The 24371-nt window shown below is 43.7% G+C and carries 22 protein-coding genes; 12 read left to right on the forward strand and 10 right to left on the reverse strand.

Translation table 11 applies throughout. The features are described from left to right. Positions 1-3 precede the first annotated feature (3 nt). The 12 genes from VR7878_RS17745 (at position 4) to VR7878_RS21515 (ending at position 10306) form a co-directional block, all read left to right on the forward strand. Positions 4-957, forward strand: coding sequence for a sugar kinase (locus VR7878_RS17745; RefSeq protein WP_059123301.1), 954 nt, complete (start codon positions 4-6; stop codon positions 955-957). Positions 958-969: 12 nt separating this feature from the next. Further along, positions 970-1599: a bifunctional 4-hydroxy-2-oxoglutarate aldolase/2-dehydro-3-deoxy-phosphogluconate aldolase gene (locus VR7878_RS17750; RefSeq protein ID WP_077337352.1), complete on the forward strand. Its 630-nt coding sequence runs from the start codon at positions 970-972 to the stop codon at positions 1597-1599. 741 nt (positions 1600-2340) lie between these two features. Next, positions 2341-3852, forward strand: coding sequence for an asparagine synthase family protein (locus tag VR7878_RS17755; RefSeq protein WP_077337353.1), 1512 nt, complete (start codon positions 2341-2343; stop codon positions 3850-3852). Continuing rightward, complete coding sequence (locus VR7878_RS17760) at positions 3824-4624, forward strand: enoyl-CoA hydratase/isomerase family protein (RefSeq protein WP_205409483.1); 801 nt, start codon at positions 3824-3826, stop codon at positions 4622-4624. The genes VR7878_RS17755 and VR7878_RS17760 overlap by 29 nt, the downstream gene beginning before the upstream one ends. A gap of 5 nt (positions 4625-4629) precedes the next feature. Then, positions 4630-5463 carry a TauD/TfdA dioxygenase family protein gene (locus VR7878_RS17765; protein ID WP_077337354.1) on the forward strand — a complete coding sequence of 278 codons (834 nt, stop codon included), beginning with the start codon at positions 4630-4632 and terminating at the stop codon, positions 5461-5463. An 81-nt stretch (positions 5464-5544) separates the two neighbouring features. Continuing rightward, positions 5545-6696, forward strand: coding sequence for a proline dehydrogenase family protein (locus VR7878_RS17770; RefSeq protein WP_077337355.1), 1152 nt, complete (start codon positions 5545-5547; stop codon positions 6694-6696). Between the two features lie 2 nt (positions 6697-6698). Beyond that, entirely contained in the window at positions 6699-6971 is a 273-nt protein-coding gene (locus tag VR7878_RS17775) for a 2Fe-2S iron-sulfur cluster-binding protein (protein WP_077337356.1), read from the forward strand. Beyond that, on the forward strand, positions 6971-7810 hold the full coding sequence (locus VR7878_RS17780; RefSeq protein WP_077337357.1) for a formylglycine-generating enzyme family protein: 840 nt from the start codon (positions 6971-6973) through the stop codon (positions 7808-7810). The genes VR7878_RS17775 and VR7878_RS17780 overlap by 1 nt, the downstream gene beginning before the upstream one ends. Then, a complete protein-coding gene (locus VR7878_RS17785; RefSeq protein WP_077337358.1) occupies positions 7794-8771 on the forward strand; it encodes a DMT family transporter in 978 nt (325 codons plus the stop codon). The genes VR7878_RS17780 and VR7878_RS17785 overlap by 17 nt, the downstream gene beginning before the upstream one ends. After that, the gene (locus VR7878_RS17790; RefSeq protein ID WP_077337359.1) at positions 8768-9292 is read left to right on the forward strand and encodes a carbapenem self-resistance protein CarG family protein; all 525 of its coding nucleotides are present in this window, start codon (positions 8768-8770) and stop codon (positions 9290-9292) included. The genes VR7878_RS17785 and VR7878_RS17790 overlap by 4 nt, the downstream gene beginning before the upstream one ends. An 89-nt stretch (positions 9293-9381) precedes the next feature. Next, on the forward strand, positions 9382-9540 hold the full coding sequence (locus VR7878_RS21510) for an EamA family transporter (RefSeq protein ID WP_205409484.1): 159 nt from the start codon (positions 9382-9384) through the stop codon (positions 9538-9540). After that, complete coding sequence (locus VR7878_RS21515; protein WP_261855954.1) at positions 9521-10306, forward strand: DMT family transporter; 786 nt, start codon at positions 9521-9523, stop codon at positions 10304-10306. The genes VR7878_RS21510 and VR7878_RS21515 overlap by 20 nt, the downstream gene beginning before the upstream one ends. Positions 10307-10683: 377 nt before the next feature. Here VR7878_RS21515 and rraB read toward each other — a convergent pair whose 3' ends face one another. The 10 genes from rraB to csrD form a co-directional block, all read right to left on the reverse strand. After that, on the reverse strand, positions 10684-11103 hold the full coding sequence (gene rraB, locus VR7878_RS17800) for a ribonuclease E inhibitor RraB (RefSeq protein ID WP_077337360.1): 420 nt from the start codon (positions 11101-11103) through the stop codon (positions 10684-10686). A 37-nt stretch (positions 11104-11140) separates the two neighbouring features. After that, entirely contained in the window at positions 11141-12592 is a 1452-nt protein-coding gene (gene tldD, locus VR7878_RS17805) for a metalloprotease TldD (protein WP_077337361.1), read from the reverse strand. Next, positions 12589-13422, reverse strand: a complete 834-nt coding sequence (locus VR7878_RS17810; protein WP_077337362.1) for a carbon-nitrogen hydrolase family protein — start codon at positions 13420-13422, stop codon at positions 12589-12591. The genes tldD and VR7878_RS17810 overlap by 4 nt, the downstream gene beginning before the upstream one ends. Further along, positions 13419-17348 carry a YhdP family protein gene (locus VR7878_RS17815; protein ID WP_077337405.1) on the reverse strand — a complete coding sequence of 1310 codons (3930 nt, stop codon included), beginning with the start codon at positions 17346-17348 and terminating at the stop codon, positions 13419-13421. The genes VR7878_RS17810 and VR7878_RS17815 overlap by 4 nt, the downstream gene beginning before the upstream one ends. Before the next feature lie 28 nt (positions 17349-17376). Further along, positions 17377-18846: a ribonuclease G gene (gene rng / locus VR7878_RS17820; RefSeq protein WP_077337363.1), complete on the reverse strand. Its 1470-nt coding sequence runs from the start codon at positions 18844-18846 to the stop codon at positions 17377-17379. A gap of 20 nt (positions 18847-18866) precedes the next feature. Beyond that, positions 18867-19436, reverse strand: a complete 570-nt coding sequence (locus VR7878_RS17825; RefSeq protein WP_077337364.1) for a Maf family protein — start codon at positions 19434-19436, stop codon at positions 18867-18869. Further along, positions 19433-19921, reverse strand: coding sequence for a rod shape-determining protein MreD (gene mreD / locus VR7878_RS17830; RefSeq protein WP_077337365.1), 489 nt, complete (start codon positions 19919-19921; stop codon positions 19433-19435). Before mreD ends, VR7878_RS17825 begins: the two co-directional genes overlap by 4 nt. Then, entirely contained in the window at positions 19911-20798 is an 888-nt protein-coding gene (mreC, locus tag VR7878_RS17835; protein WP_077337366.1) for a rod shape-determining protein MreC, read from the reverse strand. The genes mreD and mreC overlap by 11 nt, the downstream gene beginning before the upstream one ends. 57 nt (positions 20799-20855) lie before the next feature. Then, on the reverse strand, positions 20856-21899 hold the full coding sequence (locus tag VR7878_RS17840; RefSeq protein ID WP_038185732.1) for a rod shape-determining protein: 1044 nt from the start codon (positions 21897-21899) through the stop codon (positions 20856-20858). A gap of 178 nt (positions 21900-22077) precedes the next feature. After that, positions 22078-24066, reverse strand: a complete 1989-nt coding sequence (gene csrD / locus VR7878_RS17845; protein WP_077337367.1) for an RNase E specificity factor CsrD — start codon at positions 24064-24066, stop codon at positions 22078-22080. Positions 24067-24371: the final 305 nt, after the last annotated feature.

Raw genomic sequence — 24371 nt, forward strand, 5'->3', positions numbered from 1 at the left:
CGAATGAAACATATCGCCATTATCGGTGAGTGTATGATTGAGCTGAATGGCAAACCATTCGGTCCGATGCAACAAACATTTGGCGGTGATACCCTCAACGCAGCCGTTTATCTGTGCCGGGGCCGAACTGCCAATCAGGATCCGGCGAATATTCAGGTCTCCTATGTTACCGCGTTGGGAAGCGATCCGCTCAGCCAGGGAATGATCTCACGTTGGCAACAGGAAGGGCTCGATACTGAATTGGTATTGCGTGATGAACACCGCTCTCCGGGACTATATTTAATTCAACTCGACGATCAGGGAGAGCGGACATTTTTATACTGGCGTCATCAATCGGCAGCGCGTTATTTAATGCAACATCCCGATATTGACGGAATCAAAGCCGCGCTGAGCCATGTCGATATGGTTTTCCTCAGCGGTATTACCCTCGCAATTCTGCCGGAACAAGATCGAATGGATTTACTCAACCTGCTGGCAAAACTGCGCCAGCAAGGGGTGGAAATTGCATTTGACAGTAACTTTCGCCCGGCACTGTGGCCCGACGATCATCATGTCACCGTAAAAACGATCTACGAAGCTATGTATCGGTTAACCGACTTAGCCTTGGTCACATTTGATGACGAGCAACAATTGTGGGGAGATAATACACCGACACACACGCTCAACCGTTTGAAAACGCTGGGAGTAAAACATTGTGTAGTCAAAACGGGGGCTGATGGATGTCTCGTTGAGGCTCACGGTTTGCCAGCTCAGACCGTCGCCACGACTCCGGTTGAACAGGTGGTCGATACAACCTCCGCCGGTGATTCATTCAATGGTGGATTTTTATCGGCCTACTTAGCCGGATACGATCTGGTTGAGGCGTGCCAGCGAGGCAACAAACTCGCGGGAACAGTGATTCAACATCGCGGTGCCATTATCGACAACATCTACACTCAAGCCGCTCTGATTTCTTAATAAGGAACAACCATGTCAGACATTAAACAGCAAATAAAAGCTATCAAAATCATTCCTGTGATTGCAATCGACAAAGCTGAGGACATCATTCCTCTGGGCAAAGTGCTGGCTGAAAACGGCCTGCCCGCAGCCGAAATCACCTTCCGATCAGATGCAGCCGCCGAAGCCATTCGTCTGCTGCGTGAATCACAGCCAGACATGCTAATCGGTGCTGGTACCGTACTCAACCGGGAGCAGGTTATCGCCGCCAAAGAAGCGGGGGCGACATTTATTGTCTCTCCCGGTTTCAATCCCAATACAGTCCGGGCCTGTCAAGAACTCGGCATTGAAATCATTCCGGGAATCAATAACCCGAGCGTGGTTGAAGCCGCACTGGAAATGGGAATCACCACCATGAAATTCTTCCCTGCGGAGCCATCGGGTGGGATCAACATGGTTAAGTCTTTGCTTGCACCGTATACCAATCTGGAGCTGATGCCGACCGGTGGTATCAAACCATCAAATATCAAAGATTACCTCGATATCCCTCGCGTGATAGCCTGTGGGGGAACATGGATGGTCGAAAAATCACTGATTGAATCCGGAAACTGGGAAGAAGTCGCCCGCCTCACGCGCGAAGCGGTCGCTTTGATTCAAGCGTAAGCCCTGACCAAAATCCCCCCTCATTGAGTGAGGGGGATCCAAAAAGTAACAGCCTTGCTGCCCCCACGAAACAAATCCGCTGAAACCAACCTTCTGCTCACCCCGATGAGTCCGCTTATCGTCCGAATCTCAATTCATTCTACACTCTGAGCCTCCCACATGATTACGCTGACACCATTAGCTCACTTTAGAATCGGTGCTTATGGGTATATTTAATCAATTAATCATTATCAAACTGTTCAAATAGGCAATTAAATAACTGAGAATTCAGATAATAAAGAAATTGACAAAATAAACAATTCAATATTATTAAAAACATCCTAGTGATATATTTTCAATTAATGAATAGGATTCATACACATATAATAACCAAACCACCAATTACACATAATGTAACAAAATAAATAACATCTTAACATTAAAATAACACTTGTAAATCAATGACATATAATAATAAAGTAACAAATTACATGCAATATAATTAAGATATTTACATAATAAAACAAATTAAACAATATTATTCATATAGATAAAAAAACCAATTTATCAACACGAAAAGACATATATAAACTCCAACTTGGGTTGAAAAAATTAATTTATTTAAATTGTGTTAATAATTTATTAATAATGTGATCTAAATAGCGTTTGTAAATTTATCAAGATTGACAAAAAATTAGGCTTGTTTAGATTGATTAGCACAAGAAATTCATTTCTAATTAATTAAACTCAACAGAGGTTTCCATGGAGACAGGATTTTCTTTAATCAAAAAATCGACTGCCAATATAGAGAAAAAAGTAGAAAATTCATTTAACTGTAATACCATCCCTATATCAGATGGAATATTATGTGTAGGAAAAAAAGAAAAATATAGCCAGCATAATGGAGAAAGCACCATCCATTTAATTGGCGATATACATAACTTAGGTTTTATTCATGAGTTTGTGTCAAACTTATGCTCGAATGCGAATAATCTAAATCCTGCAGATATTATAATGATCATGATAAAGCAACTAGGCTTTCAATCACTCTCTGTACTGGAAGGCGATTTTTGCATCATCATGGAGAATAATAATTTAACATGCCAAGTTATTACTAATCCATTTGGTATGAATCCTGTCAGTATTATTTCATCTTACGATAATCATTCATTGTGGATTACGAATAATTTGAAAGTATTCGCAGCTGTTGAGGGTGATAAAGCAGTTCATTTTAAAAATCCGAATTTAGTTTGTATCGATGGTCCAAGAGAAAATAACTTTTCTCCCATTCACAATGCAACTAAACTAAAACCAGCCAGTATTAATGAGATATCTTTTGATCGTAAAGGATATTTTTATAATAAAAGTTCAGATCTATCCTTTTGCAGTAATCATGGTGAAACAAACTTTGATGAAGAGCACCTGCTGCAAATCATTGATAACTACATCAAAGCACCTGTCAGTGATTCGCATAACCAGTATAAAAAGGTGGGGATTCCCCTTTCTGGCGGACTTGACTCCAGTCTCATTACGCTATTAGCAAGCGAACAATTCGATAATATTTATACCTATTCAATTGGCACTGAATCATTCAATGAATTTCCATATGCAGAGATCGTCTCAGAGTGTCTGCACACCACTCATGAAAATAAGGTATTGGATGAGAAAGATATCATTCATGGTGTTATTGAATCGATTTACTATAATGAAATTTTTGATGGGCTCTCTGCAGAAATTCAATCTGGTTTATTTAATGTTTACAAAATGGCAAATAAAAACTCAGAGCTCTTACTGACGGGTTATGGTTCAGATTTATTATTTGGTGGCGTCATCAATCCAAATAGTCAGCATGACCCGAACCAGGAACTGAGCCAATTAGTCTATCGGACACAGTGGACATCAGAGTTTTCAACACTCGGGCCTCGCGAGCTTGGTATTGATATCCGACATCCTTTCTGGACAAGAAGACTCATTTCATTATGTGAAAATATGAATCACAAATTAAAAATCAGAGATAATGAAAATAAATATATTCTGAGAAAATATGTAGACTCATTCAAAAAATTACCGGATGAAATTGTCTGGCGTAAAAAAATCGGCATCCATGAAGGCTCAGCCGTTGATCAATCATTTGCCAATACACTTGGTGTAAAAGTTGATAATTATTACGAGAAGAATTTATTTACATACAAGATGTACCAATCATTAATATTAGGCCGAATTAATATTGATGACTACAACTTAGATGAAATTAAAAAAATTATTACGGAGTAATGTCATGACTATTAAAACTTCCGACATCAATTCTGTCAGAGTAATTACACTCAATCATAAAAGTATCCATAATCCGTTTAGTGAAGAACTTGAAGATGCCGTGAAGGCAGCTTTAGTTGAAGCGGATCACGATACGAATATCAGTGCCATCGTTGTTCATGGTGGTGAGAATCGCTCTTTTAGTGCCGGGGGCGATTTTAATGAAGTCCGCAATCTAAAAGGCGGGATAGAAGTTGATCGATGGATCGATAGAGTCATTGACTTATATCAGACTGTACTCAACGTCAGAAAGCCAACTGTTGCGGCAATCGACGGTTATGCGATTGGAATGGGTTTTCAATTTGCCATGATGTTTGATGTCCGAATCATATCATCTACCGGAAAATTCATTATGCCTGAATTAAAACATGGGATTGGGTGTTCTTTAGGCGCTCAAATACTATCGCACTGCATTGGCTATAACACGATGAAGTCGATTGTTTACAGCTGTGATGAGCTGGATGCAACGCAAGCAACTCAACTGCATCTCGCTGATACGATGACTCAACCCGAGCAGCTTTTAGCAGCCGCGATTAACGAAGCAGAGAAATTAGCGGCCTACCCAACACCGTCTTTCCAATCGACGAAAAAAGTAATGAATCATAAATATTTTGAGCTTTTAGAGACCGCAAGAAAAGAATCTAAAGAAGTTCACCGGCTTTCATTTAGCGCCGGAGATGCACAAAAACATTTTAACCGGGTATTAAAAACAACGTCAGAAATAGGAGTATAAAACTAATGGATTACGAACCAATCATGAGTACCAGCTTTGGTGCCAGAATGACTGAGGAAGGCTTCAGACAATCAACACCTGAAGAAATCAAACAGCTCTTAAGAGAGAAAGGGTTCTTGGTTGTTCAAGACATTAAACTTGATGCAAATGACTTCCGAGATTTTTATACCACTTATGGTGAAATAGTTGAGTATTCGGAAGAGCGAATCGGTGTCGGATTTGGCTATGTCGATACACTCAAGCTCGATGGTGAAAAAGGAAAAATTGTTACTGGCCGGGGACAATTACCACTCCATGCGGATGGTGGATTATTACTCACTGCGGTAGACCATGTTTTTCTTTATTCCGATACCATAGAAAACATGAAATTCAGAGGGGCAACAACCGTCGTTGACCATGTTCTTGCGAACCAAGAAATGCCGAGTCACCTGAAAGATATACTTGAAAATGAGACATTCCAAGCGCGTGTTTTAGAAAAAGGGTATTACTCTGATGTCTCTCCGGAAGGTTGGTTTGATGTGCCGGTCTTTACAGACCTAGGGTGGATTAAAAAGATGCTGATCTATTTTCCATTCCATGAAGGTCAGCCAGCTAGCTGGGAATCAAGAATCGTCGGTTTCTCACAGGAAGAGAATGATAAATTCTTCAAAGAGCTTGAAGCATTCTACAAACAAGATCGATATTATTATAAGCATTATTGGAAAAGTAATGAGCTTCTTATTATGGATAACCGTAGAGTTATTCACGAAAGAGAAGAATTCCAGGATGATAATATAGTGCGACGTCTATATCGTGGTCAAACATCTGAAGCGAAAGAGTTAGCTGAGCTATCCGCCTAACCTAAAATAGCAAAGGCAAGTAATGTGTAATGATTACTTGCCTTATTTTTATAATAATGGATATCCTATGGAGAGGGAAATATGTATTCTCGGCACTCAAATTTAGAATTATTTTTCAAGTATTTTTCATCTATTATTTTATCCAACAAATATACTGGGATATTATCGGTAAAATTATTTAAATGGCTAATTACTCAAGGTGTAAGATCAAAGTTTCACAATATTATATATAAAATATATTTTGGCGGAGAAAGTATCAATGAAGCAATCCATACATCTGATACACTCAGCCGGGATGGAACCGCAAGTTTACTCGACTATGCTGTCGAAGGTATAGATCACTCATCCGGGTTTCAAGCGGCTCTCGATAATACAATAAGTTTAATCAAGCTATCGAGTCAGAAACAGCATATCCCATTTGTTGTTATTAAACCGTCTTCAATTGGCTCAAGCCTGATTTATCAGAAGATATCTCATCGTCAATGCCTTTCAACAAGTGAACTAAATGACTGGAACCAAACCAAACAACGTTATGAAGATATATTCGAGATGGCGTCTCAGCATCATGTGAAAGTGATGGTCGATGCCGAACAGTCCTGGATTCAGCCTGCTGTGGATGAATTGGTCGTTCAATATATGAAGCAATATAATACGAGCCAAACCGTTATTTACTTAACTGTTCAATGCTATCTCAAAGATAAACTGGCATTTCTCAAACATTGCTATCAACAATCGGTTCAGCATCACTTCAAAGCGGGCATTAAATTGGTTCGGGGCGCCTACTTGGAAGATGAGCGAAAATATTGTACAGATATGTCTGAATTTCCTATTTTTTCAACAAAAGAAGAAACAGATAATAATTATTCATCCGCCATTGAATTTATTGCAACAAACATTAGTCATTTCTCCCCTTTCTTTGCAACACATAATAGTGAAAGTGTTGATAAAATCGTTCAATACCCGGTGCTATCTCATACTTGGTCCGGTCAACTTTATGGACTTTCGGATCACTTAACCAATTACCTTAAACAATATGGATTTAAAACAAGTAAATATATTCCCTATGGCCCGATGGAGAGCTCTTTGCCCTATCTGCTACGGCGAATTGAAGAAAGCTCCATCTCTACCAAATCTTTTCTTGAAGAGCAAAAAACGATCAAAAAAGAGATAAAGAACAGACTATTTCATAAAAAAACACCATCAAATTTAAACCAATTAGATGACAAGAGATAACAATGAAAATTAACAAATGTATCATCAACAAAGAAATAATTGAGTTTCCACTTGATAAAGAAACCTCCATATTAGACACCGCATTGAAATTTGGCATTGATTTACACTACAATTGCCGAGCCGGTTTCTGTGGCCGTTGTAAAGTGTTATTAAAGAAAGGGCAAGTTAATATGGACCATTCAGGGGGAATCTCTCGAACAGAAATAAAAGACAGCTATATTTTAGCTTGCTGTTCAACCCCCCTAACCCCAATTGAAATAGAGGTTATTAATTGATGCGTTACTTATTATTTCTATGTGTTTTTTTTATTAATCCCCCAGCATTTTCATCAACGGACAAACAACTTAAATTAAATGAGTCACTGGTACAATCCGGTGATTATTATGTTGGTGATGTTTTTGGCCGACAGCCATATGAAGAACATACGAATGTATCTGTAAAATCTTTCTATATAATGCAGACAGAAGTAACACGTTCACTATTTGAACAAATCACAAATTGGGCAATACAGAATAAATTGGTTGAAGGGGATATCGTTAAACATACAAATAAAGCAGAGGCAAACATCGCTGTCGCAAGTGTATCATGGTGGGATGCCATAATTTTTTCAAATATGATCAGCCGTTACTTCAATCTGTCTCCCTATTATTTAGATAAGTCCGGCAATCCCATTTTTGAACGCCCTAAAGATGGCACTGTGTCTGTGAATGAGTCAGCATCCGGCTATCGACTTCCCAGTATTTTTGAGTGGCAAATTGCAGCTCGCGGGGGGCAAGAAGCATTAAAAAACCAGACATATGGCACACTGTTTGCGGGCTCAGATCAACCAGATACGGTCGGGTGGTTTCCAACGGATGATTTATCACAACAAGAAATTCCCTATATTGTCGGACAGAAACAACCCAATGAACTCAATCTGTTTGATATGTCCGGTAATGTTGCAGAATGGACAGGTGAAGTCTTTAATCTGGATGGCAATAACGTCCTTTACTACTACTGTGGGGGGAGCTTTATTATCAGCGACAACTCACTGGCAAACTGCGATATCCATTCCCGTCATCATAAAAGACCTGACTTAGGGTTCCGGTTAGTGAGATATGCCTCCCAGCCTTAAATATTCCCACAACAAACACGATGAGAAATCTATTTTGAATCATGCCTACAAATATTATATTGGCGTACTGATTGCTGTCATCCTATGGGGAAGCAATTTTGTGGTGATAAAAATCGCACTACAGCAGGTGGACACATTAGCGCTACTCTCGATTCGCTTTGTGCTGAGTACGATGATTCTTGGCGGGATCTGCCTTTTCAGACGGCAATCGGCCACACCACTGTCATTGAGAAACTATATGTTTCTCTTTTTCCTTGGGATACTCGGAATTGCAGGGTTTAATCTGGGGCTTTTTTATGGGCTTAACGACACATCACCTATCCATGCGTCGCTTATTGTGTCTCTTTCACCATTGATGACCTTATTTATCGCCAGTCGCTTTCACATAGAGCGAGTCAATCTCTCTCACGTCATCGCTCTTTTACTCTGTATGCTTGGGGTTTTTCTGGTGATTGGTTCACCATTGGATCATAGCTGGCTGATGATTAAAGGCGATTTAATCATTTTTGTCGGCACACTTTCTTGGAGCATCTATACCATTTTTTCCACAAAAATCAGATCTCAAATCGAGCCACTTCAGTTAACATTCGTGGTGATGTTTTTTGGCTCAATTTGTATTGTCTTGCTGAGCTCATCTCATTTGAACTTGTTCCGCGTATTGACAGAAATAAACACTCAGGCTTGGGGGCTCATTCTATATATGGCGATATTTACAACCTGCATTCCTCACCTCTTGTGGGTTCACTCCGTGAGAAAAATCGGACCGACAGAGTCCTCGTTATTCTTTAATTTAATCCCGGTTTTTGCCACTATCTTCGCTATGTTTACCGGTTTCATCCCTGATCAATACCAGATCATCGGTATTATCATCTCATTTGCGGGCTTAGCTATTCCTAACCTATATACCTACATCGTCAACCGTGCTCATTTGGTGACGAAAAAAGAGGCGGTTCACAAATGAGGTATCTGTACTTGGTCGTACTGCTCCTGCACCCTTTTTATGCTTATCCTGCGGCTAGCTTTTTCGAATTAAATAGTGGCTTGAACCAGATAGATTTAAACTCAGATGGCATTGCTGATGCTGTTTTTTATGCAAGGTTTGATAACAACACATCTCATCCGGATCCGACCCTCTCGGTTTATATCAAGAATAACGATGCAACCTACTCGATTGTACCGACACCGGCAGGTGACCGGTTCACACTCTTTGGTATCAATGTCTCGGTTTCCAATGTGTTGGTGAGGAGTTTCGGTTTTATCAAAACATCAAAGCAGGTCTATCTGGTGGTTGCAATTAAATCCGGAGACTCGCCCCATTTAAAACAGCTCTTCAAATTCAAACTCTATCAAATTGAAAAGAATCTGGAACACCCGGGAATTGCGCTATATGGCTGGACCCAAGTCGGGGAAAAAATAAGCAAAAATAAATACATGTCAGCAGATGTAGCGATCCGCGAGTGCCCCAAAACATGTTTTGAATAGCCGGAAAATAGAAAGCACGATGTGACGATAGTCACCAATACACAACTGTCCCCTGTTGTATATTAATAATTATTTAAATGGATATTGTAATGCCATATTTTTTATTAATCCTTGCTGCCATGTTTTGGGGTGGTAATTATGTTGTTGGTCATATACTCGTTGCCCAAGCAGACCCGATTGTTATGACTGAAGCACGATGGTTACTCACTGCGATATTACTTGGATTTTTTGTATTTCAACCAAGTTAAAAACAATTTAAACAAGATAAGAAACTGTTTTATTGCAATAATATTTCTTTCTGTTTTTGGGCAGGTTCTGTTTCCGCTAACACTCTATATCGGACTACAAACCACTACATCATTGAATGCTGCAATATATATGTCAGCGACACCGGGGATTGTGTTAATTATCAATGGCGTCATATTCAGAGATAAAATTACATTGAATAATATTCTGGGTGTTATTTTGAGTACGTTTGGTGTTTTCTTTTTAGTGATGAAAGGCAATGTGAGCGATACTCGAGTCTTCCACCATATCAATACCGGTGATCTATGGGCTATGGGGTCGGCCTTAAGCTGGGCATTTTATTGTTCTTTCTTACGGCTAAAAGACAAAACGATCCCCAGTAATGCTTTCGTCACTGTCAGCTCTTTTACAGGCGCAGTCATCTTAGTACCAATTGTCTGGTACTACACCACGACTCAATCTCCTATCAGTCTATCAGCCTATACTCATGGTAGTTTTCTGGCTGGTCTGCTGTATTTAGTACTCTTTCCGTCTTGGTTATCTTATGTCTTTTGGAACAAAGGTATCGGAGAGATCGGCGCGACAAGAGGAGAAATCTACACGCATATCATCCCTTTATCAGGCGGTGTATTCAGTATCGTTTTTCTGGACGTTCAATTAAAGAGTTACCATATTGTCAGTGCGTTGCTCATTGGGGTTGGAATCTGGTTTTGTTCAAAAAAACTCAAACCAAAATCGAGTCTGACCTCCCCGCTTGAGCATAAATGATCAATTTAGCATTCGCAGATGTGCGATCCGCAAATACCTCAAGGCCTTCTTTGAATAGCCAAACCAGACCACAAAAAAACCTTGCTTTACAGCAAGGTTCTTCATTGAAAGTTTCTGCGAAACCAGACGATGATTCATCATTTTCTGATTAAAAGGAAAAAATCGGAAAAGGTGTCCATTGCCAACCTGTAAGATTCTCACTTTTGAGTAATATGAAATCACTAGGGGCTGTTGTTCTTTCGTGATGGTTTTTGCAGCAATTTGTCGTGCATTTAGTCAAGGCAGGTCATGTGAAGTGTAGCGATCTACATGAACCATGACCTAACGCTGGAAAAACCAGCGATCACTCGCTGGCTTTCTATTCTTATTGGTCTTTCTTATTCGTCATCATCTTCATCATCGTCAGGATAAAGGGCATCTTCCCCTTCGTAATACGTCCCCCAACCATCATAGATAATGTCGAATTTCTCCGCCAGATGGATTAATTTTTCAGCCTGCTCATCAATGGCTTCAGCATTCAGGGCTGACTGCATGGTTGCATCGCAACAAAACAGCATTTGCCCGTCAGCTTCGTCTTCAACTTCTTCGGCTTCCAACACCTCAAAGCCCATTTTAAACGCTTCAACAGCGGCTTTTTCAAGCTGCTCAAATGTCTCTGCAAACAGGTGGTGTTCTATCTCATACAGCGCTTCAGGGTCACTGCCATCTTCGAGGAGTGCCGCAATAATTTCTCGGGTATCTTCTTTCTGTAATTCGATCAACGACTCAACAGAAACATAATCGTCTTCATGGGACATGTTCATACTCCAGCTTGATATTGAAAAATATTGATGATTAATCCGTCCCACCAACAGTAATTGCATCGAGTTTTAAGGTTGGTTGCCCGACACCGACAGGTAAACTTTGTCCGGATTTACCACACACGCCAACCCCTTTATCAATTTGTAAATCATTCCCGACCATCGAGACTTGTTGCATCGCTTCAATCCCGGAACCGATCAATGTTGCCCCTTTGATGGGGCGTGTGATTTTGCCGTTTTCGATCAAATAGGCTTCAGATGCCGAAAACACAAACTTTCCGGAGGTAATATCCACCTGACCACCACCAAAGTTCGGGGCATACACGCCTTTCTTAACCGTTGAAATAATTTCTTCCGGTGTATGTTGGCCGGGAAGCATATAAGTATTGGTCATTCTTGGCATCGGCAGATGCGCGTAAGATTCCCGGCGACCATTACCGGTCGGTGCCATCCCCATCAGGCGAGCATTGAGCTTATCTTGCATATAGCCTTTCAGCACGCCATTTTCGATCAAGACATTATACTGACCCTGAACCCCTTCATCATCAATATTCAATGATCCGCGGCGATCTTTTAATGTGCCGTCATCAACGATAGTGCAAAGATCCGAGGTAACCTTCTGCCCGATTTTACCGGAAAATACTGACGAGCCTTTACGATTGAAGTCCCCTTCAAGCCCATGACCGACTGCTTCATGTAATAACACGCCCGGCCAGCCAGCCCCGAGTACCACCGGCATCGTTCCCGCCGGTGCTGCAATGGCTTCTAAATTGACTAATGCTTGTCGAATCGCTTCATCAGCAAATTCATAGGCGACGGCCATACCGTCACGCTCAGTCAGAAAATAGTCATAACCGACCCGGCCACCGCCTCCGGCACTGCCTCTTTCGCGACGATCACCTTTTTGAGCCAGCACACTAATCGACAGTCTGACTAACGGGCGGGTATCACCGGCATATGTACCGTCAGTGGCTGCAATCAAAATTTGCTCATAGACAGCGCTCAGGCTGATCGACACTTCCTGTATCAACGGTTCTTTGGTACGGATATACGCATCCAACGCTTTCAGCAACTCAGTCTTCTGTTGCTTTTGCCAGCTATCAAGCGGATTATCCATACCATAGTAATCTTGGGTATTTCTACGGGAAAACGGCCGAACCCGTTGCTGTCCTGTCTGGCCTTGTTGCGCGATCCCTCTTGCTGCTGTCGCACTCTGTTGCAAAGCATCTTCTGTCAACTGATCCGAATAAGCAAACCCGGTTTTTTCACCACTGACCGCCCGGACGCCAACGCCCCGGTCAATATTGAAAGAGCCGTCTTTAATCAACCCATCTTCCAGAACCAGCGATTCATGCCAACTGGACTGAAAATACAGATCCGCATAATCGATCTGCCGGGCCATCATATTCGACAACGTTTGCTCAATGAATTGTTCAGAAAGCCCGGTCGGATGAAGCAGTGCTTTTTCTATATGTTCAATTGTCATAATTCGCTCTTCTGTTCCAAAAACTGATTGGTAAATCTTGTATGAGATTGGACCGGCATTGAAGATCTCACCTGATCTAATACATCCAGATCAATATCGGTGACTAATGTCGCTGCGGTTTGCGCAAGACCAGCCACAATCTCTCCCCAAGGATTGATAACCATCGAATGTCCCCACGTTTCACGACCACCTTCATGAACACCGCCCTGATTGACAGCAACCACCCAACACTGAGTTTCAATCGCTCGGGCTCTCAGGAGCGTTTCCCAGTGAGCACGTCCGGTCACCGCGGTAAACGCGGCCGGCACTAAGATAATCTGGGCACCTTGCTGGCGTAACATGGAGTAAAGATGGGGGAAACGCACATCATAACAAATCGAAAGCCCCAACTCACCAAATGGTGTTGACGCCATCCGGACTGCCGAGCCGGCAAGAAAGATATCCGACTCGCGATAATGTCGGTGTCCATCGGCGACATCAACGTCAAACATATGCAGCTTATCATAAGATGTGACGAGCTGACCGTCGGAGGAATAAACCAGCAAAGTGGTTGTCACGCCCTGCGGCGTTCTCACCGGGAAACTACCGATGACAAGCCAGACTGAAAACGCTTTTGCAATCCGGCCAAAAGCATCCTGCAAAGGGCCGGTACCCAAAACTTCGGCATGACGATGATAATCCTCTTTGTTACCGAAGACGATGGCATTTTCCGGTGTGACAATCCACTCTGCGCCCTGAGCAGATAAAGCTTCCACCTGTGCTTCAATCCAGCGGAGATTGTGCTCAGGATCGGGCCCGGATGTCATTTGAATTAAACCGACTCGGCTCATTGGGTCGCTCCTTGTTTGTGTTGCTGTGCTTCTTCGCGTAATTTTTCCGGTAGTTTGAATTCACCTTTACTCCGGGAGATCTCTTTCACCACAGGTTTATCAATCGGCCCTTTCACTTCATAGTTGACCTCGGTAAATACCTCAACCACCGGGGAGATCACCGTCGTGATTGCCAACACATAAAGTGCTGTTACCGGGTTAACGGCGAACGCACTGAGGACAGGGATCCCCGAAGTCATATCCGGCACAAAATTTACTTCAGCATCAATGGTATTCGCGTTCAGGTCAACCATCCCTTTAATGGTCATATTGCCAGCCAGTGCATCCATCTCAATATTATTGGTCACGAACACACCCTGTGAGATTTCTCCGCTCCCTTCAATGGAGTCAAACGCCATTCCCTGATCAAATACATCACTGAAATCGAGCTGCATCTTACGAATAATGGAATCTAAACTGAATAACCCCAGAAAACGTGCCGCACCACTGACATCGGAGATGCTGCCTTTACCAAGTTTTGAACTGACCGATCCTTTGAGTGTATCGACCTGTGCGGCCCATGGCGCGCCATCCCATGCCATCTGCGTCTTGATCGAGAACGGTGCATTCTGGATCCCAGACGTGATCCCAAAACGCTCCATCAGATCACTATTATTATCGCCTTTCAAATCCATACTTAGCACAGTATGGGACTGTTTCCCATCCAGTGTCCACTGACCATTGGCATGAATTTCATTACTCCCGCTGACGATATCAATATTCTTCCACGACAGCACTTTTCCTTGCCGCTGGAAATCCATATTCAACCGACCGACTTTATACCCCTGAAACCAGAAGTCTTGGATCACTAGTGTCAGGTTTGGCATCAACTGATGAAACTGACGATCAAAATTGGTAATACTGCGCTCGTTCTGTCGAGATTCATCAATAAACAACGAATCGTGCTCTTTCCGGTTTTCTAACGCAGGGATATACAGATGCAGTTGATCCAACGCGACACTTAAATCATAGGGAGCAATATAATTGGCTTTCCCCTGAACTTCTTGACTCTGGACATTCATCCGCCAGCCAAAACTTTTGTGACGGGCCAGAAAATCCACATCATGCCATTCCAGTGTCGCCAATATCAGATCTTTCACCTGTATTTCAATATGATCCGGTATCGGGAGCGGTGGCATTGCGGCAGCTTGACTGGCACTGCTTTTCGGTGCACCTGAAGGTGCCTCTTCTGTGGTCAGCAGTTCAATCCACTGATCGAGATCGAAGTGATTCAAGCGAATTGTAGCTGAATGGCCGACAATCGGGCTGACTTTAAAGCTGCCATTGCCTAAAATCAGATTGGTTGCCGTAAGCACCGGCTCGGATTGTGTCACGTCGATTTCCGTCTGATACTTGGCATGAGGCACCTGAATCCGGGCACTGATCGTTTCCTGATTGCCGGAAATTTGTAATACGGCTTTCCCTGGTTCCTGACTCTTTTTATTTAACGGATAAGGATACTGACTGGCAATCGCTTGCAAATCGGTGTTCAGGTTTGCCTGATAAGAGAAACCGATATCATTGAGCTGAATATCAACGCCCATTTCCCACGGTGCATGGCCGGAAAGCGGTTTAACCCATTTTTGACCGACATAAGATGCCAGAGGCGTCACTTCCCAATCGCCCACCGTATCAATATGGACGTTGTATCCTTTGCTGCTGCTTTCACCCTGAAAATCCCATGACACAGGTTGGCCCAGCATTTCCCCCTGTAAGGCTGAAGCTGTAACCACATCATTATCAAAACGAATCCGGCCGGAAACTTTGCGTAAATCCAGTGAGGGAGACTGAATATCAACTTGATTGTTCTTTAAATCTGCCCATCCCCATGCCCTCGGCTCTTGACCACTTTCAAAGGGAATGTTGAGCTGAAACTCAGATTGAATCTTGCCGTTCACCTGTACGGTGGTTAATGCGGCACCGACGGAATTGACCAACGGGGTCGATGTCATGAAATCACGTAATGCATTCCCCTGAGCTTCCGCTCTTGCTTCAATTTCAATATGTCCCGAATTGATTAAAGCCGGAATCCGTCCGGTTATGCGTAGCGCGTTGACATCCATCAGATGTGCCTGCCTCGAATCCAGATACATGGATTCATTCTGAAACAGCAGATTCACCTGCAAATCGGTTAAAGGTGGCCATGCGGTATCATAACTGAACCGGGCATTTTTTAACCCGACCCAAGCCTGAAAAATACCGTCATTGTGCTGATAAGGAAAATCGTTCAGATGCCCGTACCACAGTATCTTCGCTGTCTTGACCTCTCCGCCCTGAATCGCAGTCGACAGATAATCGGTCAATTCATCACCAAGTGCACGTACCGGTAAATAACGCCATGTTTCACCAGCCTGAAACAGATCGACTTCGGTATACAGTGACAGTAACGGGCTTTGATCATGGAAAAAATCCAGTTTAAATTGACCGACGGTCTGTAAATCAGGGGTGCGTACGGCAACCTTGTCTGACCATAATGACCAACCGTCAGCAGTAGACTGCCAGACTAAATTAACCTGCCCTTTCTGGATAATCAGCGGTGCCTGAAACACATCACCGTAAGGCAGTGTGTCATCATCGAGACTGGCCCGAATGACAGCCTTATCGGTATTGCCACGGATACTTGCCTGTAAGTGATGTACTTCCGGCAACAAGTACCACTGCTGAATCGCGCCCTCGGAAAGTTGTGCTGAATATTGGCGGATCCCCTGCATATTACCGGCTAAGCGAATATCATGCAGTGTGCCTTGCGGTTTCAGTTGTGCCAACATCCCTTGCAATTGCTTGGACAAAGGTATGCGTTTAATCATCGGCACGAGCGAGCCAATATTGATCTCACCGATATTCATCAGCCAGTGATCCGGCTGCCATTTCATTAAAAAGTTGAGTTCCGGCCACTGAATCTCATCCGTTTGTAAGACGACAGACTGCGCCTGAATCACCATGCCGTCTTGTTTCGGAATCAGCCGGAATACCCCTTCCTGCATATGTAAACGGTGCTGCTTACTTGTCCTTGTCGTTGCGTCTTTATTGGATAAATCCGCCCAGAACAGATCGGAAGGGAGAACCTGCACATAGCCATCTTTCGGCGTATTGTGTTCGAGCGTCAACCAGCCATTAAAACTGACCTGACCGCTATGAATACCGGTTTCTTTTTTCAGGTACTGAGACAACCACGGGCCGACACTAATATTGTCTGAACTTACATAAAACTGACCGGAAATATCATGAAATGAATCAAAATCTTCAAAGTCTGCACGAACAGAAAGCGAGTTAATACCGGTATTGGTAACACTTACCACGCCTTGCGCCTGATGACGGTGTCCATTGTTCTGCCATTTTAGCCTGGAAATCTCCAACTGCCGGATATCACCAGAGACGGAACGATAACGAACAGCCGAGTCCAGCACCGAGAAATCATCGAGCTGACGCAGAAAAATATTGTCCAGATGACGAATGGTTTCAAGCTGTACTTTTTTCTGCTCATCCTTGTCATTGGGCGACTGCTGTTGAAACAGATCAACCGAACTGACATCCAGCTTTGACTGATAAATGACTAAATTGGCAATCACTGGCTGCCATTGCAGCAGGGATTTAAATAAATCAAATTCAAGATCAACCCGGTCAGCCGTAAAATGAATATCCGATGTGTCAGGTAAATGAGCTTGAAAGCCTTCTAAAGAAATAGAAGGATGCCGATTACGCCAAAACCCCTCTATGTTCTTCACAGAAAACTGAATTTCAGCCTGCAGGTTCATCCATTCGGTCATTGGTACTTGATACTGATTCATATGAGGTAAAGCAACTCTCAAAGCTGAAATCAGAATCGCAAGCAGAACCAACAGGCTTAATAACAGCCATAGTAATGTCCGTACAAAACGAGAAACTATAAAACGCACAATACCCTACTCAGTTAAGTCACATCATGACAACATCAAACTGTTCTTGGACATACAAATGTTCCGCTTGAATCCGCACTTGCTTGCCAATAAAGACCTCAAGTTCTGCCAACGCATGAGATTCATCACCCTGTAAAGAATCAGCAACGGCCGGCGAAGCATAAACGACGAACTTATCTGCATCATAAGCCCGGTTCACCCGGGTAATTTCACGCAAGATCTCAAAACAAACGGTTTCAACGGTTTTGACTTGTCCACGCCCTTCACAGGTTGGACAAGTGGAACACAGCACATGTTCAATACTTTCCCGCGTTCTCTTGCGTGTCATCTCAACCAACCCCAAATGCGTAAAGCCATTAATGTTGGTTTTGACCCGATCCTTACTCAAGGCCGTTTCTAAGGAAGCCAACACTCGGGTTCGGTGTTCTTCGGAGGCCATATCAATAAAATCGATAATAATAATGCCACCGAGATTGCGCAGCCGAAGTTGCCGGGCGATCGCTTGGGTGGCTTCAATATTGGTGTTGAAAATGGTCTCTTCCAGATTACGACGACCGACAAACGCTCCGGTATTGATATCAATCGTGGTCATGGCTTCCGTTTGGTCGATAATCAGATAACCACCGGATTTCAGCTCAACCTTACGCTCCAGAGAACGCTGAATTTCATTCTCTGTATCATACATATCAAAAATGGGTTTATCGCCTTCATACAAAAACAATTTCTCGGTCAGTTCCGGCACATATTCAGAAGTAAATTCTTTAAGGTTTTCAAACTCCAGACGAGAATCTACCAGAATTTTAGTTAAATCCGTTCCGACGAAATCTCTGAGAATACGCTGTGACAGTCCCAGTTCACCATAGAGGGTGGTTCGCGTTTTATACTTTGCCCGCCGCTCCATGATCTTGCTCCACAAGCGCTTGAGAAAAGCAGCATCCTGGGAGAGTTCTTTCTCATCAGCACCTTCTGCGGCGGTGCGGATAATAAAACCGCCCAGCTCATCACAGTAGTTTGCGACAATATTCTTGAGACGCTCTCTTTCACATTCACTTTCAATCCGTTGGGAAACACCGACATGGCTGGCTCCGGGCATAAAGACCAAATAACGGGAAGGCAGAGTGATATCCGTTGTCAGACGGGCTCCTTTGGTACCGAGCGGATCTTTGACAACTTGCACCACAATATCTTGTCCCTGACGGACAAGTTCTGAAATATCACGAACCTGAAACTGTTGTTTCTCATTTTCCGCCACACATTCTGTATGGGGAACAATATCAGAGGCATGAAGAAAAGCAGCCTTATCCAGACCGATATCAACAAATGCAGCCTGCATTCCGGGCAACACCCGGCTCACTTTTCCTTTATAAATATTTCCGACGATACCGCGTTTTGCATCCCGTTCGATATGAATTTCCTGCAGGACGCCACCCTCTATCATCGCCACGCGACTCTCACTCGGCGTTACATTCAACAACAACTCTGCACTCATGAGCGCACCTCAATTTGATTTTATAAAAACTTATGCAAGAGCTGGTCAGTTTCAAATAACGGTAGTCCGACAACGGCAAAATAACTACCTTCAATCCGAGTTACAAATTTTCCACCCAATCCCTGAATTCCATAACTGCCAGCTTTATCACACGGTTCACCCGATTGCCAATAGCGTTCTATTTCATTATCTGACAACGGTTTAAACCATACATCCGTGGTTACCACTATCGTGTGTGTTTGTCGGGCATCGGTGACCGTCACGGCGGTCATGACCTGATGGTTTCGTCCTGAAAGCTGCGAGAGCATCTGCCGGGCATGTGTAAAACATTGCGGTTTTTCGAGAATATGCTGATCAACCACGACGATTGTATCAGCTCCTAACACAACGGCGTCCTCAGAGGTCACCATGTGCAAACCCGCGATTGCTTTTTCCCGGGATAATCTCGACACATAGGCTTGCGCTGATTCATGCGCCTGATGCTCTTCTGCAACCTCAGGTAAAATAATATTGAACGAGTAACCTAACTGCGTCAGGAGCTCTTTTCGTCTCGGGGAAGCTGAAGCAAGATAAAGAGTCCGGTTGTTCATCGGATATTCCAGTAGCGTCTCACACGTCTCAGCAGCAGGAAAAGCCACGGCCATAAAATACAGCTAATGATTCCGCCCCATAGAGACAGCGCATTGAACTCGACCGGCCTGAATAAAAACTCTCCGCCCAGTACCATCACATCAAGCGCAATGGTCAGTAACCCAATCACGATTGCCTGCTGCCACAACGCCATATTTCGCAGAATCAAAAAATTCATCGCGACAATATACACAATAATAGACAACATCATGCCACGGATCCCCAGAGTCGATCCGAGAATCAAGTCCCAGAGTAGCCCAAGAACCAACGCTGTACCGACATTCACACGGTGCGGCAACGCAAGTACCCAGTAGCAGAGAATCAGTAAAATCCATGAGGGGCGCAATAATTCAAGCGCCCCCGGCCACGGGATCGTCTGTAAAACCAGCGCACAAAAGAAGGATATCCAGATCACAACATGTCCTTTCAGGACTTTATTGGCCACGCTGCGCCTCCTTATCCAAGGTATCCGTTAAAGACTGGCGGGCTTTCTGCTGTCGATCCTCATTCGGCCAGACTAACAACAAATAACGTAAGCGATCGAAGTCAACGACCGGGGTTGCTTCAATCACAGCAAACTCACGACGTGTGTCTTTATCTACTTTGGATACTCTGGCGACAGGATAACCCTCCGGGTAAATGCCTCCCAACCCTGAAGAGGCCAGCAAATCCCCTTCTTCGATATCGGTACTACTCGGAATATGCTCCAGTTGAATATATTCCGACTGGCCATTCCCGGAAGCAATCACTCGAATATCATTGCGTAAATCCTGAACAGGAATCGCACTATTGGCATCAATCAGCAGTAACACCCGGCTATTATGAGCAGCCACAAACGTCACCTGACCGACGATCCCTTTTTCATTAATGACAGGCTGGCCTTCATAGACGCCATCGGTCCGGCCTTTATCAATCACAACTTGGTGGGTATATGGTGAGGTATCGACCGCCATCACTTCCGTGACCATCTTTCGCTCATCCCGAACAAAAGAAGAGCCCAGCAATTTTCTCAGGCGCTGGTTTTCTTCTTTATACTGATTGAACAAAATTAAATCACTTCTGAGCGTCAACACTTCTTGTTTCAGCCGTTGATTGGACTCCAATAACGTCTTGTGACTCTGCATCCGTTCGTATAAACCGTCAAATAAAACCCGAGGCAAGTCTGCTGCATACTGAATAGGCGCAACGAAACTATTGAGAAAGTAACGTACGTGAGAAAAAGTATTTAAACGACTATCAGCCAGCATGAGACTGGCTGATAGTACAACGGCAAAAAAAAGACGTAGCGAAAGAGATGGACCTCGCCCAAAAATTGGCTTCATGATGACAATCCCGTTTTGCAGCGTCTCTTCATCTCAAACAATGACACAAAGATGGCACTACTCTTCACTAAATAAATCACCGCCATGCATGTCGATCATTTCTAGCGCTTTACCACCACCGCGGGCGACACAGGTCAGTGGATCATCGGCAACCACAACAGGGATTCCCGTTTCTTCCGTCAGCAGACGATCAAGATCTTTCAGCAGTGCACCACCACCGGTCAGCACCATCCCGTTTTCAGAAATATCAGATGCCAGTTCCGGAGGACATTGCTCTAATGCAATCATCACAGCAGAGACGATACCGGTGAGCGGCTCCTGAAGCGCTTCCAGAATTTCATTCGAATTGAGCGTGAAACTGCGCGGTACACCTTCAGCTAAGTTCCGACCACGAACTTCGATTTCACGGACATCATCGCCCGGATAAGCCGTCCCGATTTCATGTTTAATCTTTTCTGCGGTTGCCTCACCGATCAAACTACCGTAGTTACGGCGGACATAATTGATAATCGCTTCATCAAAGCGGTCACCACCAATGCGAACCGAAGACGAATACACGACACCATTAAGAGAAATGACTGCGACTTCCGTTGTACCGCCACCGATATCAACCACCATTGAACCGGTCGGCTCTGAAACACGAAGCCCCGCACCGATGGCTGCTGCCATTGGTTCATCAATCAAATAGACTTCACGCGCACCCGCACCTTCTGCCGATTCTTTGATCGCACGCCGTTCAACCTGAGTCGAACCACAAGGCACACAAATCAACACTCGGGGGCTCGGTTTAAGAAAACTATTGTCATGGACTTGTTTGATAAAAGTCTGCAACATTTTCTCAGTGACATAGAAGTCAGCAATCACACCATCTTTCATGGGGCGGATTGCTGAAATATTCCCCGGAGTTCGTCCCAGCATCTGTTTCGCCGCATGTCCGACAGCAGCGACACTACGACCACCACGCCCTTTATCTTGGCGAATTGCTACAACTGAAGGCTCGTCAAGAACAATACCTTGTCCTTTCACGTATATAAGCGTGTTGGCAGTCCCTAAATCAATCGATAAGTCGTTTGAAAACATGCCACGAAGTTTCTTAAACATATTCTTCGTTCATCCTGCAAGAAAATTGAAGATTAAAATTCCGTTAAATGTACCAATGCCTTGCTGTCACAGCAAGATATTGACACCGAAACATGGACAGAAACACGCAATTTCTAACAGATTTCTTACTCAGGGCAAAGATTCAGCCTGAAATAGCACCGAATCTTAACCTATTCTGTCAGCGTTGTGTGTGTTTCGTTTTCCAGCGTTTGCGTTTCCCCGGTTTAATATTGGTTACCCGGGGTTTAGGAATCCATTGAGATTCGATATCAAATAACCGTCCCTGAACGCCACTGACACCCAAAGACTGAAGTATTTTCCATTCATTGTCAGATTCAACACCAACAGCGATAACCTGAGTATCTGCTCCCCGGCAGACTCCAACCATACTCCGTACAAATAATTGGTTCTCGGAACGCCGTTCAATTCCTTTTACCAGACTACGGTGAAGTTTCAGATAGTCAATTTTGAATTCTTTGACGTAATGAGTACTGACAATCGTTCGGCCGACTTGTCCAACCACAGTCTGACAACTGAACGCCTCGATCATTTTTAACACTGGCCGCATATAATCAAGATGTTTGACTAAATGGCTTTCGGTAAACTCGAAACAGAGCCGCTGACGATAGGCCCGGGGCAGTTGCATCAGCAAATTCCTGAACCAGATAAAATGAGCACGCTGCGCAAATGAGGTGACATATAAATTAATCGAGTACATGTCGCAGGCACTGTCTTCCTCCCGGAGAAACTGAACCACACGATGACAGGTCACACGATCCAGCACCATCTCATATCCGACGGCCACAATTGCAGAGATAAACCGGGATGTTTTCATAAATCCCTGCCCCGGTTCGGGAATTCTGACAAACAGTTCTTTATGGGCAACTGAAAGCTGCTTCTGAGGGGAAACAATATAACAGTCCTGTTTGAACAAACATATTTTATCTTCGGTCAGGTTATGTTCAAACAAACTGCGCCAGCGGACATTGCCTCTCTCATCATCAACCGATTTAACCTTGTTAAAACGGCTCCATGCGTTGCCCCCTTCCAGTTGTGCACTTTTTAATGCGGTCTCCACTTCATCAATAATTCTCCCCCACTGTTCACCTTCGCTGTACATCGTGATGCCGATATGACACCAGTTACTCTGATCCAATGGCAGTGGCGGGCTCAACCGCTCAATCCCTTTCAAACATTGAACAGCAACCTGAGCCACTTCCTTTGAATTTTGATGAGGGATCAACACCGAGAAAACGGTGTCATAATAACGCGACAGAATTGCATCCGGATAACGCTGGATAACATTCGAAATACATTCGCCGACCTGAACAACCAAATGATCAAATTCTGATTTATCCCGCCCGTCCAGCTCTTCGAGCTGTAACATTAAGACACCGCCACGTGCATCATTTTCAAGTAAAGCCGCTTCCAGTTTACTATCAAATAACACCCGGTTGGCAGCCCCAGTCAATTGATCCAGAAATGTCTGCGTGCGGATAAATGTATCAAAACGGCTTCGTTCCTGCCGGGCATCTTTCAGTTCTTCAATCAGTCGATCAAGCGCTTCACTTGCTGTGTAAGGCCATTCTCTTTCATCACCCTTTGCATAGCGCTCGACCTGTCCCGCCAGAATCATCCTGCCGCGTTCTTCAAGCAACTCAGAACCAAGTAACTGAGCCCGTAACCATTTCACACCTCGCAGCAGACACACCACAATCAAAATGACAGCAAAGGTAGTTGACCACATGGCGCTGAAAGAGTAGGTAAAACCAATATAAGGCGGAACCGCCTTAAAATGTAAGGTGTAATCTTGATTACGTTTCAGCTCAAAAGCAGCATGATACAAGCGGCTCTCCTCAACCGAAGAGGTCGTATCTTTAAATCGATATACCACACCGGCTTTGGATGTGAGCGTCATTTCAACAATATTACTGGCATGAAGTAACTTGGGAACCCAACGCTGCATAGAATAGGCCGCGTCAGGCTCTTCCAGTTCTTTATCAATGACTTCAACCACACCATGTAGGTAATGATTGAGATATTCCTGTCCTAAGCGTTGGAAAGAAAGGGTTCCGCCAATAAATAAAATAAAAATCGCTCCGGTCACAATCATCGTGACCACCGCAACCAGTCGGGTGCTGAGCTTGAGCGTTGGCGTATATCTCATGAATATCAAATCCTTTTATATTCATTGAAAAATTGAATGATCTTTCATTCAGGATACAACGAAATCGTGTCATGCGGCGGCAAATCGTATAACACAATCAAAAATAACAGGAAATATTGACTACCCTATGGAAGACAATATATACCTGAACCGAAGTATCCAAAAGAACACCTTCATCCACTTTCTACGTCCAAGCTAGATTTTATTCCGCCTGTTCTTTCCTGTTCTCAGATAAGTTCCTCCATTTCATCAAGATATCTGTTGTTATGACGGTTTTTATCAAACTGAGATCCATTCATCGGGTT

This window comes from Vibrio ruber DSM 16370 (assembly GCF_900163965.1).
In the GTDB taxonomy this organism is placed as follows: Bacteria; Pseudomonadota; Gammaproteobacteria; order Enterobacterales; family Vibrionaceae; genus Vibrio; species Vibrio ruber.